Origin of the sequence: Amycolatopsis sp. ATCC 39116 (genome assembly GCF_000231075.2) — a bacterium.
GTDB lineage: Bacteria > Actinomycetota > Actinomycetes > Mycobacteriales > Pseudonocardiaceae > Amycolatopsis_E > Amycolatopsis_E tucumanensis.
In genome coordinates, this window is sequence record NZ_AFWY03000010.1 from 37,162 (window position 1) to 49,608 (window position 12,447).

Below are 12,447 nucleotides of genomic sequence, written 5' to 3' on the forward strand. Positions count from 1 at the left end.
CTGTTTTCTAGAGCGCGTGGCCGTCCAGGGCGGGCGGCGGCGCGGGCACCGACGGGACCTCGCCCGGTTCCGGGACATCGAGCAGCGGCGGCACCACGACCATCTGCTGCGTCATGTCGTCCAGCAGCCGCGCCGCTTCGCCCACTCCGGGCCGACGTTGCTCGCCCATCCCGCAGCCGCCTCCTCTGGGATTCCGGTTTTGCCACGGTTCATTCTGCCGTGGGCGAGATCACCCCTCAATGGGGGTCTGTCGGAGAAATACTCACCAACTTCGCGGCGATGAGTAACACGGGGAACATCCCCCGACCACACCCCTGTAACACGGCGCGGTGACAGCCGCGCCCGAACACTCACGAGGAGGAAGCAATGGTGTTCGCTGCTCTGCTGGTGGAAGCCGGCTTGGCGGTTGCGGTGGCATCGGCTCTCACCACCTACGCACGGCGGCACTTCGCTCCTCGTGCCGAAGCCCCCGCCGAGGTCACCGAGTGAGCGAGGGCCGGGCCCCATCGGGGACCCGGCCCTCTTCCGTTCCGGTGTGGCGTCAGTTCGCGGCGGTCTTGGCCGCCGGCGGCGCGGTCACACCCTCTTCGTTGATGTGGTCCATCGGGACCCGCGCCGTCTCCGGGATCTTGAAGATCGGGAACAACGCGATCGCCGCGGCGATCATCAGGTAGTAAGCCGGCCAGTCCTGGTTGCCGGTGCCGTGGATCAGCGCGGTCACGACCACACCGCAGGTGCCACCGAAGATGGACGTCGAGACGTTGTAGCCGATCGCGAAGGCGCCGTAGCGCACGCGGGTCGGGAACATCGCCGGGAAGGTCGACCCGATCACCGCCAGCATCAGCACCAGCAGCAGCGCCACGATCAGGAATCCGAGGAACAGCAGCACCGTGCTGCCGCTCTGCATGAGCTTGATCGACGGGTAACTCAGCACGAGGAAACCGATCGCCGCGGTGATCAGCATGGGTTTTCGCCCGACCCGGTCGGACAGCGCGCCGATCGGCGCGATCAACGCGATCTGGATCAGCTCCACGATGATGATGATCACCGTCGCCGTGTTGTCGCTGATCTTCAGCGTGTCCGTGAAGTACGTGGGCATCGTCGTCAGCAACATGTAGTCGGCGATGTTGAGCAGCAGCACGATCCCGATCAGGTTCATGATCATGCGCCAGTTGCGCGTCAGGGTCTCCTTCAGCGGCGCCTTCTCCGCCTTCTCGCCCGCGGCCTCCAGCCGCCGGAACTCCGGCGTGTCCTCGAGCTTGTTCCGCAGGTACAGACCGATGATGCCGAGCGGGAGCGCCACCCAGAACGGGATCCGCCACGCCCAGCTGTCCACCTGGTCCGCGGTGAACGACAACGTCACCGTCAGCACGACCAGGTTGCCCAGCACGTAACCGGCCAGCGTGCCCATCTCCAGGAAGCTGCCCCAGAACCCGCGCTTGCGCGTCGGGGCGTACTCGGCGATGAACGTCGCCGCGCCGCCGTACTCGCCGCCGGTCGAGAAGCCCTGGATCAACCGGAGCAGCAGGACCAGGATGGGGGCGCCGATCCCGATCGCGTACTCGCCCGAGTACGTCGGCAGACAGCCGACGAGGAACGTGCAGCCGGACATCAACAGGATCGTGATCGCCAGCACGCGCTGCCGCCCGATCTTGTCCCCCAGAGGGCCGAAGAACGCTCCGCCGAACGGCCTAACCACGAACCCGATCGCCACCAGCGCCAGCGATTTCAGAATCGCGTTCCCCTCGCCGGGAAAGAACACGGTGCCGATGCTGGCGGCAATCGCACCCGAGGTGAACACCCCGTAGTCGTACCACTCTGTTGCGTTACCCATGGCCGACGCGATGACGGCTCGTCTGACCGTCTTCTCGTCGACCTCGGGTGCCTGCGCTGTGTTCGTCATGTTCGCCCCGACCTCCTCAAGCTGTTTCGTGCCAGCGCGGTCAAGGTTGCGACCTTAGTGCCATCGGGTAGTGATTTTCTCTCCTGTCGTGGTTTTTGTCTCTTCGAAGCCGGGGTAGCCCGTCGTTTTCGGGGTAGAACCGGTTACCGTGTCCGATGTGAGCGACAAGCGCCGACCTGCGAATCCGTGGCCTCCGGTCCAGACCGAACAGCCGGAGATCCACCCCAAGGCGCCCGGGCCGGGCACGAAACTCGAGATGCACTACGCCGAGTGCTTCGGGTGCGGTGAGGTCGACAACGGTCTGCACATGCACTCCACCGTCGGTGACGCCGGAGTCGTGTACTCGCAGTTCCCGGTGACGAGCGCGCACCAGGGCGCGCCGGGGCTCGCCCATGGCGGCCTGCTGGCGTGCGCGTTCGACGAAGCGCTCGGCTCGACGGTCGGCAATCTGCTGCGCCGCCCCGCGGTGACCGGCAAGCTGGAAACCGACTTCCTGCGGCCGGTTCCGGTCGGTACGACGCTGTTCATCGCCGCGCGCGTGGACGGCGTGGCCGGCCGCAAGATCTACGCCAGCGCCGACGGGCACCTCGACTCCGCCGACGGCCCGGTGGCCGTGCGCGCGCGGGGACTGTTCGTCCAGGTGGGACTGGAACACTTCACGACGCACGGGGATCCCGAGGCGCTGCAGAAGTTCTCCCAGGCGCGGACCGAACGCCGCGAGGACTGGGACATCAACCCCTGACGCTCAACCCGTGACCCCCTCGACCAGCACGGCGCGGCGAACCGCAAACACGCGGACCCACCAAGGTGTTTGCCGCCGCGGGCGGCGAGTTGGACGCCCTGGGTAGCAGGTTAGCCGCCCCCGGCGGCAAGTTAGCCGCCCCGGCGGCAAGTTCCCCGCCCCGGCGGTGAGTTGCCGTTCCCGGCGGCAAGTTCCCCGCCCCGGCGGCGAGTTGCCGTTCTCAGCGGCAAGTTTGCCCTTGCGGGCGGCGTATTGGCCACCCGGGCGGCTGGTTGACCGTTTTCGGGTGGCAGTGGCCGCCCCGGGCAGCGAGTTGGCCGCTCCCGGTGGCGTGTTCGCGCTTGCCGGTGGCCAGTCGGCCACCCCGGGGTGGCGAGCTGGCTGGGTGGGCGCGTCAGCTGGTGGGCGGCGGCCGGGTCAGGTGAGCGTGCGCGGGCGCACCGAGTTGGCCCGGTCGACCAGCTCGATCCGCTCGCCCGCCGTGTGGGCCAGTCGCGCCAGTGTGCGGTAGCAGCGTTCCAGTCCGAAGCGGATGTCCCGTTCGGACAGTTCGCAGCCCAGCACCTTCGCGCTGGTGCGGTATCCCGGCGGTGCGCCCTGCACGTACGTGAACGCTGCTTCCAGCACCTCCGCCGAGATGCGCGTCCGCCGCTCGGCGTCCAGGCGCAACTGCTCCAGCTTCACGCCCGCGTCGACCAGATCCGCCTCGCTGACCGAGGTGTTCGGCCCGCTCGCCCGAGTCTTGATCTTGATGGCCGCCACCTGCGCCGCCACGTAGTGCGTCGACGTCGAGGGCACCGACTCCAGCACCTCGATCGCGCCCGCCCGCGCGCCCTGCGCCAGGTACACCCGCGCCAGCCCGAACGCCGCGCTCACGTACGCGCGGTCGGTGCGCCACACCTGCTCGTACAACCGCGCCGCGGTGAAGTAGTCGCCGATGCCCTCCGCGCTGACCGCCAGCGCGAGCTTCGGCGCGATCTCGCCGGGCAGGTCGTCGTACACGGTCTCGAACGCGACGTTCGCCACCCGCGGCCGCCCGCCGGCGAGCTCGATCAGCCCGCGGTGCCAGTCGATGCGCCAGTCGTGCGGGTACCCGGCCCGGATGGCCAGGTACTGCGCCGCCTGCAGCTGGCGGTTCGCCTCGGCCAGCTCGCCCAGCTCGATGCGCGCGCGGACGATCCGCAGCCGCACCTCGATCGAGTCCGGCGGCGCCCCGGCGAGCGCGTCGATCGCGGCGCGGGGGTCGAGCGCCGTCGTCGTCGCCAGCACACCGGCCGCCGGGTCGTCGGTGTCGACCTGCGGGATCGGCAAGCCGGACACGACCTCGACGGCGTCCGGCAGCGGCACCGTCCAGCCCGCCTCCGGCACCACCAGGTCCACGCCGAACGTGTTGGTCTCCGGACCGAACACAGTGGACACCGCGGGCCGCGGTTTCCCGGTGCCCATCGAGATGATCTCGCGCAGCACACCGGCGAGCTGGTCGGCCATCTCCTCCGCGGAGAGGAACCGGCGGTCCGGGTCCGGGTGCGTGGCGCGCTTGAGGAACCGGTAGTACGAGCCGAACAGCTTGAACAGCGGGATCTCGTCCGGCGTCGGCAGCCCGGCCTTGTACTTCGTGGTGTAGCCGTTGAACTCGAAGCTCAGCACGGCCAGCGTGCGGCCGACGGTGTAGAGGTCCGACGCGATCGACGCGCCGTGCGTGGTCAGCTCCGGCGCGCTGTAGCCGGTGGTGAAGAACAGCGGACTGGTGTAGTCGTCGATCCGCCGCACCGCGCCCATATCGATCAGCTTCAGCTGCTCGTGCGTCTGGATCACGTTGTCCGGCTTGAGGTCGCAGTACAGCAGCCCCTGGCTGTGCAGGTACCCCAGCGCGGGCAGGATCTCCAGCCCGTACGCGATGACCTGCGCGATCGGCAGCGGCTCCGGCCGCCCGGCGGCGCGCTGGTGCGCGAGCGCGAGCTGCCGCAGCGACTGGCCGCCGATGTACTCCATCACGATGTAGCCGATGGCGTGCCCGGTGCGCGCGTCCGGGTGCTGCACGAAGTTGTAGATCTTGACGATGTTCGGGTGCTCGACCTCGGCCAGGAACCGGGTCTCGTTCACCGCCGCCGCGACGGCCGTCGGGTCGCCGGTGTCGATCAGTCCTTTGAGGACGACCCAGCGGTCGTTGACGTTGCGGTCCTTGGCGAGGTAGATCCAGCCGAGCCCGCCGTAGGCGATCGCGCCGAGCACCTCGTACTGCCCGCCGACCAGGTCGCCCGGCTGCAGCGTGGGCAGGAACGAGTAGGCGGTGCCGCACTTCTCGCACACGCCCTCCGGCCCGGCCGAGCCCCGGCCGACCTTCGCCGAGCAGTTGCCGCAGTACCGCTTCTCCTCCGACACCACCGGGTTCGTGAGGACGGCCGACGCCGGGTCGCGGTAGGGCACCGGCGGCACCTCGACCAGGCCCGCCCCGAGACGACCGCGCCGGGTCCGCCGCCCGGTGCGCCGCGAGGTGCCCGGGAACGCGCCCGTGCCGGTGCCCGCTCCGGTGCCCGGCCCGGTGCCGGGCTGGCTGCCCGACCCGGTGTGACCGCTGGACCGCTCGGGCAGCACGCTGTCGGTGCCCGGGTCCGGCAGCACGGCCGGGCCGCTCGGCTCCGGCGGCGGCGCGGGCGGCCGGATCATCTCGGTCATCGGCGCAGGCGAGGCGAGCACGCTGGTGAGCTGCACGTCGTCAGGCTGCACGGGTTCCGCGGGCGGGCGGACCGGCTCGATGATCTGCGTCTCGGCTGCCGAGGGCACCGGTTCGCCGATCGGCGTCGGCCGGGCGCCGCTCAGCTCGTCGGCAGGCCTGTGCCACCCGGTGCCGGGCTCGTCGGCGAGCGAACCCGTGATCGGCCGGTCGTCCGGGCGCGCGTGGCGCGGTCGACGCTCCTCTTCGGACACTGTGGACGCCCCCTCAGCGGTAGGACACGGACGGCGGCGAACCCGGTCCGAGCGCCGGCTCGATCCAGTACTTGTACGTGTTCTGCCACGCGCTGCCGTTGCGGACGTTCTCCAGCACGGCGTTGACGAACCGGACCATGTCGTCCTGGCCCAGCGGGATGCCGACGCCGTAGAACTCGCGCGTGAACGGCTCGCCGACGACCTCCAGGTTGGGGTCCTGCCGCGCCATGCCCGCGAGGATCACGTCGTCGGTGGAGATGGCGTCGACCTGGCCCTGCTGGATCAGCACCAGGCAGTCCGACCAGTTGTTCACCGAGACCGGCACCGGGCGCGACGGCGCCGTGCTGATCGTCGACAGCGAGGTCGAGTTCTTCGCCGCGCACACCCGCTTGCCGCCGAGGTCCTGCAGGCCGCGGATGCCGGAGTTCTTCGCCGCCAGCACCGCCTGCCCGGCCTGGTAGTAGGGCGCGGAGAACGCGACGTCCTTCATCCGGGTGCAGGTGATGCTGTAGGTCCGGACGACGATGTCGACCTGGTGGTCCTTCAGCACGTCCTCGCGCGCCGACGACGGGATGGCCACCCACTGGATGTGCCCCTCCCAGCGGCCGAAGATCGACGCCGCGATCTGCTTGACGATCTCGATGTCGAAGCCCTCCAGGTTGCCGCTGGAGGGGTTGAGGAAGCCGAACAGGAAGTTGGTCTGGTCGACACCGGCGATCAGGCGGCCGCGGTCGCGGATCTTGTCCATCGTGGACCCGGACGGGATCGAGCCGTTCGGCGAGAGGCTGCGCGTGTCGCAGTTGTTGTCCGCGCCGCTGCCGCTGCCCGTGTCCCCGCCGCCGACCCCTGCCGGCAGCGGCGCCTGCACGTCACCGACCGGCGCCGGGTCGGCCGGCGTCCCGGCGCTGCCGCAACCCGCGGCCAGCAGCGCGACGGCCGCCACGAGTGCGGCCACCTTCCCCCGAGCCATCAGCGGTACTCCCTCAGCCTGTCCCTGATCCCCATCGTGGCGCCGGCGGCGGCGACCACCGCGAGCACCGCGAAGCCGGGCGCGAGCAGCGTCAGCGCACGGTCACCGCCGCGCGTGTCGTCGAGGAACGCCTGCCTGCCGTGCCCGATCGCGGCGACCAGCGCGTCGTCGAGGTTGGCGAACGTCGTGGCCGCGCCGCCCTGCACCGACGAGTCGACCGCGAGCTTCACGGCGTCGGAGTAGGCGCCGTCGACGTCCTTGGCGCGGATCTCCTGGTGCGTGTTCAGCCACCGCTCCGCGCTGTCTGCCGCGCCCTGCACCTCGCGGGCCATGTCGCCGGTGGCGAACCCGCGCGCCTCGTTCAGCAGGCCGGTGACCTGCGGCGCGAGCCTGTTGAAGTCCTGTTCGTACGTTCCGCCGTCCCCGCGCGCGACCAGGGTCAGCATCTCGTTCGCCCTGGCCTGCAGCGCCGCGATGCGGGCGCGGACCAGCACGTCGACCTGGTGGCTGCCGTCCTCGTCACCACTGCTGACCAGGACGCTCTGCACGGTCACCGCGACGCCGCCCCAGAGCAGCGCGAGCACCGTCGCGGCGGTGGCGATCACGAGCCCCACGTTCAGCACCCGGTTGGTCTTGCGGGTCAGGTGGACCTGGGTCGTGATCAGCGCCGCGAGCAGGGCGAGCACGAGGAACGTGGTGATCCACGGGAAGCTGCTGGCGTCGTCCTGCTCCTCGGCCAGCCGGCCGGTGTCGATGTGGTACAGGTCCTGCGCGGCGGGCAGGATCGTGGTGCGCATCAGGCTGGAGGCCTCGAGCAGGTAGGACGAGCCGACCGGGAAGCCCTGCCGCTTGTTCGCGCGGGCGGTCTCCACCAGGCCGGTGTAGACGGGCAGCTGGCGGGTCAGGATCTCGACCTGCGCCGCGGCCTCGGGCACGCCTGCCGAGTCGGACGCGGCCTTCGCCAGCGCGACGCCGGCGCGCGCGATCGCGGTGTCGTACCGCTGGCGCAGCGACGGCGGTTCGACGCCGATCGCCAGGAACGCGCTCGCCGCGGTCGCGTCAGCGTCCGACAGCGAGCGGTACACCTCCTGCGAGGCCGCGGCCAGCGGCTCGCGGTGGTCGATGAGGTCGTTGATCGTGTTCTTGCGCTCCTGCAGCGTGATCGTCGCGACCACGCCGGTGACCAGCGCCAGCACGACGAGCCCGACCGCGATCACCGTCAGGCGGCCCGGCGTGGTGCGGGCCGAGCGCGCGATCCCGCGGACCGCGGCGCCGGGCAGCTCGAACAGGCCGGCCAGGCCTCCGCGCGGGGCGTTCGGGGGCGCGGCGGGTTCCGGCACTCCACCGCCGGGGCCACCGGGCACGGCAGGCCGCGTCGCGGTAGCAGTCATCGGTTCCACCCCTCGCCCTCGAACCACACCCGCATGAAGGTACCGGACGGCGCGATCTTCCGGACCGAGGTCGCCGGGATTGCGCACACCGGTTCGAAGGGCTGGAAAACGAAGGCAGCCCCCGCCTCACGAAGAGGTGGGGGCTGCCGTTCGAAGTCGAATCAGAGGACGTTGACGCCGGTCGCCTGCGGGCCCTTCTGGCCCTGGCCGATCTCGAACTCAACCCGCTGGTTCTCCTCCAGGGTGCGGAAGCCGCGGCCCTGGATCTCCGAGTAGTGGACGAAGACGTCGCCGCCGCCATCGTCGGGAGTGATGAAGCCGAACCCCTTCTCGGAGTTGAACCACTTCACGGTGCCCTGAGCCATGAAAAAATCTCCATATACTGCAAACAAAACGGCACACCGCTCCGGTGCGCCGGGTCAATGACGGATCGGTTTGCCTCCCCGATCGGGGAACCACTACGCCCGCCAAATCTTGCGAGCGTGCCTGAACACGAACACAAAATCTTCGAAGACCGACACCAGTAGATCACAGATCCGTCGCGAACGCTAGGTCTTGCGTGACCGCTGGAACAGCGCGGACAGCCGGGTGTCCGGATCGATCACGTCCGGATCGGTCCGCACGTCGATCACGCTCGGCCGCTGGTGCTGCAGCGCCCGCCGCATAGTCGGCTCCAGCTGCTCGGGCGATTCGATCGTGTAACCGGCCGCGCCGAACGAGCGCGCCCAGGCCGCGAAGTCCACCGCTGTGAGCGACACCCCGTCCAGCCGGCCGTGCTTGGCCGCCTGGTGCATGGCGACGTCGGCGTACAGGCCGTTCTGGAACACCACGACGAGGATGGGCGCGCGGTACCGCACCGCCGTCTCCAGCTCCTGCCCGGTCATCATGGCCGCGGCGTCCGAAATCACCGCGACGACCGTGCGCTTCGGGGCGGCCAGCTTCGCGCCGAGCGCCGCGGGCACGGCGTAGCCCCGCACGCCGTCCGGCGGCTCGATCTGGGTGTGCGGCTCGGTGAAGCACCAGTACCGGTGCACGAACCGGGCGGTCTTGTCCGAGTCCGCGGCCACCACGGTGTCCTCGGGCGCCACCTTGCGCAGCACCCGCACCACGTCCGCCGGGTGCACCAGCGGGTGGTCCGGGCTGGTGCGCGGCGGGGTCATGTGCGTGTGCGTGGCCGCGTTGGCCGCCGAGCTGCGGCGCGACCTGGCGACGCCGACCGCGACCAGCTGCCGCAGGAACGGGCCGACCTCGCAGTCGATCCGGAACGTCAGGCCGCGCCGGTGCGTGGCGGGCAGGCCGGGGCCGATCACCACGAGGGTCTGCGCGGGCAGCGGGTACCGGTTGTTCTGCGTGGTCACGTCGTCCAGCCGGGTGCCGATGGCCAGCACCACGTCGGCCCGTTCCAGCGCGTCGAGCTGACCCGGCGGGATGCCCACACCGAGGTGGCCCGCGTAGCGCGCGTGGTTCTCCGGGAAGCTGTCCTGGCGGCGGAACGCGGTGTAGACGGCCAGGCCGAGCTGCTCGGCGGCGGCGATCAGGTCCTTGCGCGCGCTGCGCCCGATACCGCCGGCGATCACCACCGGGTAGCGCGAGTCGGCCAGCAGAGCGGCGACCTCGTGCGCGGACCGCAGCACCGCGCCGGTGTCGTCCGGGCGCTGCTCCGGCTCCGGGATCGTGCCGTCGAACGGTGCGACCCAGAAGTCCGCGGGCACCGCCAGGATCGCCGGCCCCTTGCGCCCCTCGCGCGCGGCGCGGGCCGCCTGCGCGGCGAGCACCGGCACCTGCGCGGCCGTCTCGGCGCGGCCGGTCCACTTCGCGAACGGGCCGAACAACGTCAGCGGATCCAGCTCGGCGAGGCCGTCCTGGATGCCGGGACCGGCCAGCCGGACGCTCGCGCGGTCCTCGACCAGCACGACCATCGGCGAACCGTCCTGGTAGGCCGAGCGCACGGCGACCAGGAAGTCCGCGATACCCGGGCCAGGGCCGCCGAGCAGCAGCGCCGGGACCTCCCGCAGCTTGCCCTCGGCCTCCGCCATGAACGCGGCGCCGGTGTCCTGGCGCGCTGTGACCAACGCCATCAGCGGCTCGAACCGGAGGGCGTCGAGCAGTTCCAGGAACGCGTCACCGGCCACGGTGTAGGCACGCCGGATCCCGGCGTCGACCAGCACGCGGACCGTGATCTCGGCGACGGTCCATCCCTCTTGGTACCCGATGGGAAGAGGTTCCCAGCGCGGCGCTACTCCGGTCAAGTGATCTTGAGATTCCCTACGAGTGAACGATCACCCCAGAGTAGAGGCCCTAAGCTTCCGGCCGTGACCTCGTACCCGCACTGGCAGCAGGTTCCCACCCGCTGGAAGGACAACGACGTGTACGGGCACGTCAACAACGTCGTCCACTACGCGCTGATGGACACGGTCATCAACACCTACCTCATCGAGCGCGGCGGGCTCGACATCCACGACGGCGGCGTGATCGGCCTGTGCGTGGAGTCGCACTGCAACTACCACGCCTCGGTCGCGTTCCCCGAGGTGCTGTCGATCGGCCTGCGGGTCGCGCACCTCGGCCGCAGCAGCGTGCGCTACGAGATCGGGATCTTCCGGTCGGACCGGGGCGAGCCGGTCGCCGAGGGTCATTTCGTGCACGTGTTCGTGGACCGCGAGACCAGGCGCCCGGTGCCCGTCGAGGGAAAGCTGCGGGAGTCGCTGGAGGCGCTCGCCTGACACGGGCAGGCGCGCTGCGGGCAGCGGCCCGGCGGCCCCAGGCCCGGTGTCCGGTCCGTGGCCATGGCGAAGATCGTCGTGAATATCCGTTCCGGGTTTCCGCGCCAGTTCAACTGGAAGATCACCCGATCCCCCTCGATCGCTACCACTGCCCTGCCCAGGTGCCATGGTCCCTCGCGGACGGCGGCCTGCCGCACCGCCGAACCGGCGGCGTGGAAAGGGTTTCGGGTTCACGGACGGTGAGCCCCGTGGACTTTCCACCACCCGTTTGCCGCGTATTTCCCGGGGTCCGGCCCCTCTGCACAGGTCACGGCGGTATCGGCGGAGCGGCCTCGGTACGGCCATCCGGGTGGACGGGAAACCGGTGAATGATTTTCCGCTGGCCCAGCTCCTCTCAGCTGGTGGCGCGCGCCACGCGGCTAAGCTGCGACCGGTAATGGCGTTCGACGGTGGGTGAGGACCGGTGATCACTGGGTTCGGCGTGGCCGTCGCGGTGAGCGCGGCGCTGGTCGCCGTGTGGGCCTTCGTCGCCGCCGCGCGGGGCCGGGAGCCGGGGCGCGCGCTGCTGGTGGCGCTCGGGGTGGTCGAGGTCCTGCTCGTCGCGCAGCTGGTCGTCGGGGTCGTGCTGCTGATCGGCGGCGACCGGCCCGGGAGCATGGTCACGTACCTGGCCTACCTCGTGGGGTCGCTGGTGATCCTGCCGGTCGGGGCGGCGTGGGCGCTGGCCGAGCGGAGCCGGTCGAGCACGGTCATCCTGGGCGTCGCGTGCCTGGCGATTCCGGTGATGGTCGAGCGGATCCACCAGATTTGGAGTGCCGGGCATGGCTGAGCCTTCGGAGCAGGGGACGCGGCGCACCACCGCGACGGGGCCGGGCCGGATCCTGGTCGCGGTGTACGGGATCTTCGCGCTGGCCGCGACGTCCCGCGCGGCGGTGCAGATCTCGACGAAGTGGCACGAGGCGCCGCTGGCCTACACGCTGTCCGCGCTGGCCGCGGTGATCTACATCGTGGCGACGGTGGCGCTGGCCCGCCGCGGCGAGGGTTCGTTCCGCCTGGCCGTGGCGGCGATCGGGATCGAGCTGCTCGGCGTGCTGGTGGTCGGGACGCTGAGCGTGTTCGACCAGGAGGCCTTCCCGGACGCCACGGTGTGGTCCGGTTACGGCGAGGGTTACCTCTTCATCCCGCTGGTGCTGCCGGTGATCGGCCTGCTCTGGCTGCGGCGCACGGCTCGCCGCTAGAGGGCGTCGGGACCGCGCTCGCCGGTCCGGACGCGGACGACGGTGTCCACGGGGGTCACCCAAACCTTGCCGTCGCCGATCCGCCCGGTCCGGCAAGCCTCGACGACCGCTTCGATCGCGCGTTCCACGAGTTCGTCGTCGAGCAGCACTTCGACGCGGAGCTTCTGCACGAAGTCGACCTGGTACTCGGCGCCGCGGTAGACCTCGCGGTGCCCCTTCTGCCTGCCGTAGCCCTGCACCTCGGTCACGGTCATGCCGAGAACCGCGAGCCGCTCGAGCGCCTGCCGAACGTCGTCGAGAACGAACGGCCGCACGACGGCGGTCAGCAGCTTCACGCGGTGTGCTCCTTCTTCCCGGGCGTGCGGCCACACTAGAAGCTCTCCCGGCGACGGTGAGGGCACCACCCCGGGCCAAAGTGGTGGGCGATGGTCGCTAAGCTGAGCTCACGGGGCGTTAGCTCAATTGGTAGAGCTGCGGACTTTTAATCCGTAGGTTCTGGGTTCGAGCCCCAGGCGCCCCACTCTTTCGCCTGGTCAGCGCGGTCGCGGCGCGCCC

13 protein-coding genes and 1 tRNA gene are annotated in these 12,447 nt (G+C 70.5%); 6 read left to right on the top strand and 8 right to left on the bottom strand.

Features of this window, described 5'->3' with window-relative positions; translation table 11 throughout:
• Positions 1-7: 7 nt before the first annotated feature.
• Positions 8-169: a hypothetical protein gene (locus AMY39116_RS46080; protein WP_157358550.1), complete on the bottom strand. Its 162-nt coding sequence runs from the start codon at positions 167-169 to the stop codon at positions 8-10.
• Between the two features lie 197 nt (positions 170-366).
• Here AMY39116_RS46080 and AMY39116_RS47820 point away from each other — a divergent pair, with 197 nt between their 5' ends.
• Entirely contained in the window at positions 367-489 is a 123-nt protein-coding gene (locus AMY39116_RS47820; protein ID WP_020418285.1) for a hypothetical protein, read from the top strand.
• 52 nt (positions 490-541) lie between these two features.
• Here the strand turns inward: AMY39116_RS47820 and AMY39116_RS0314105 are convergent, their stop codons facing one another.
• Positions 542-1,903 carry an MFS transporter gene (locus tag AMY39116_RS0314105; RefSeq protein ID WP_020418286.1) on the bottom strand — a complete coding sequence of 454 codons (1,362 nt, stop codon included), beginning with the start codon at positions 1,901-1,903 and terminating at the stop codon, positions 542-544.
• Between the two features lie 256 nt (positions 1,904-2,159).
• Between AMY39116_RS0314105 and AMY39116_RS0314110 the strand changes: the two genes are divergently transcribed.
• Positions 2,160-2,645, top strand: coding sequence for a PaaI family thioesterase (locus AMY39116_RS0314110; protein WP_020418287.1), 486 nt, complete (start codon positions 2,160-2,162; stop codon positions 2,643-2,645).
• 417 nt (positions 2,646-3,062) lie between these two features.
• Here the strand turns inward: AMY39116_RS0314110 and AMY39116_RS0314115 are convergent, their stop codons facing one another.
• The 5 genes from AMY39116_RS0314115 to AMY39116_RS0314135 all read right to left on the bottom strand — a co-directional run bounded on the left by AMY39116_RS0314115 (position 3,063) and on the right by AMY39116_RS0314135 (position 10,114).
• Complete coding sequence (locus AMY39116_RS0314115) at positions 3,063-5,573, bottom strand: serine/threonine-protein kinase (RefSeq protein ID WP_020418288.1); 2,511 nt, start codon at positions 5,571-5,573, stop codon at positions 3,063-3,065.
• A gap of 13 nt (positions 5,574-5,586) precedes the next feature.
• Positions 5,587-6,543 (bottom strand): glutamate ABC transporter substrate-binding protein, encoded by a 957-nt coding sequence (locus AMY39116_RS0314120; RefSeq protein WP_020418289.1) that lies wholly within the window; start codon positions 6,541-6,543, stop codon positions 5,587-5,589.
• On the bottom strand, positions 6,543-7,934 hold the full coding sequence (locus AMY39116_RS0314125) for a hypothetical protein (RefSeq protein ID WP_027935911.1): 1,392 nt from the start codon (positions 7,932-7,934) through the stop codon (positions 6,543-6,545). The genes AMY39116_RS0314120 and AMY39116_RS0314125 overlap by 1 nt, the downstream gene beginning before the upstream one ends.
• A 161-nt stretch (positions 7,935-8,095) precedes the next feature.
• Positions 8,096-8,299 (bottom strand): cold-shock protein, encoded by a 204-nt coding sequence (locus AMY39116_RS0314130; protein WP_017985575.1) that lies wholly within the window; start codon positions 8,297-8,299, stop codon positions 8,096-8,098.
• 183 nt (positions 8,300-8,482) lie between these two features.
• Positions 8,483-10,114 carry a thiamine pyrophosphate-dependent enzyme gene (locus AMY39116_RS0314135; RefSeq protein ID WP_039791521.1) on the bottom strand — a complete coding sequence of 544 codons (1,632 nt, stop codon included), beginning with the start codon at positions 10,112-10,114 and terminating at the stop codon, positions 8,483-8,485.
• A gap of 132 nt (positions 10,115-10,246) precedes the next feature.
• On the opposite strand from AMY39116_RS0314135, the gene AMY39116_RS0314140 reads away from it, so the two are divergent.
• The 3 genes from AMY39116_RS0314140 (at position 10,247) to AMY39116_RS0314150 (ending at position 11,892) form a co-directional block, all read left to right on the top strand.
• The gene (locus AMY39116_RS0314140; protein WP_020418292.1) at positions 10,247-10,654 is read left to right on the top strand and encodes a thioesterase family protein; all 408 of its coding nucleotides are present in this window, start codon (positions 10,247-10,249) and stop codon (positions 10,652-10,654) included.
• A gap of 463 nt (positions 10,655-11,117) precedes the next feature.
• Positions 11,118-11,483 carry a hypothetical protein gene (locus AMY39116_RS0314145; RefSeq protein WP_017985578.1) on the top strand — a complete coding sequence of 122 codons (366 nt, stop codon included), beginning with the start codon at positions 11,118-11,120 and terminating at the stop codon, positions 11,481-11,483.
• A complete protein-coding gene (locus tag AMY39116_RS0314150) occupies positions 11,476-11,892 on the top strand; it encodes a hypothetical protein (RefSeq protein WP_039791501.1) in 417 nt (138 codons plus the stop codon). Before AMY39116_RS0314145 ends, AMY39116_RS0314150 begins: the two co-directional genes overlap by 8 nt.
• On the opposite strand, the gene AMY39116_RS0314155 is transcribed toward AMY39116_RS0314150, so the two are convergent.
• On the bottom strand, positions 11,889-12,227 hold the full coding sequence (locus AMY39116_RS0314155; protein ID WP_020418294.1) for a P-II family nitrogen regulator: 339 nt from the start codon (positions 12,225-12,227) through the stop codon (positions 11,889-11,891). The two genes, AMY39116_RS0314150 and AMY39116_RS0314155, sit on opposite strands and share 4 nt — an antisense overlap.
• A 112-nt stretch (positions 12,228-12,339) precedes the next feature.
• Here AMY39116_RS0314155 and AMY39116_RS0314160 point away from each other — a divergent pair.
• A tRNA-Lys gene (locus AMY39116_RS0314160) sits at positions 12,340-12,412 on the top strand.
• The last annotated feature ends 35 nt before the right edge of the window (positions 12,413-12,447 follow it).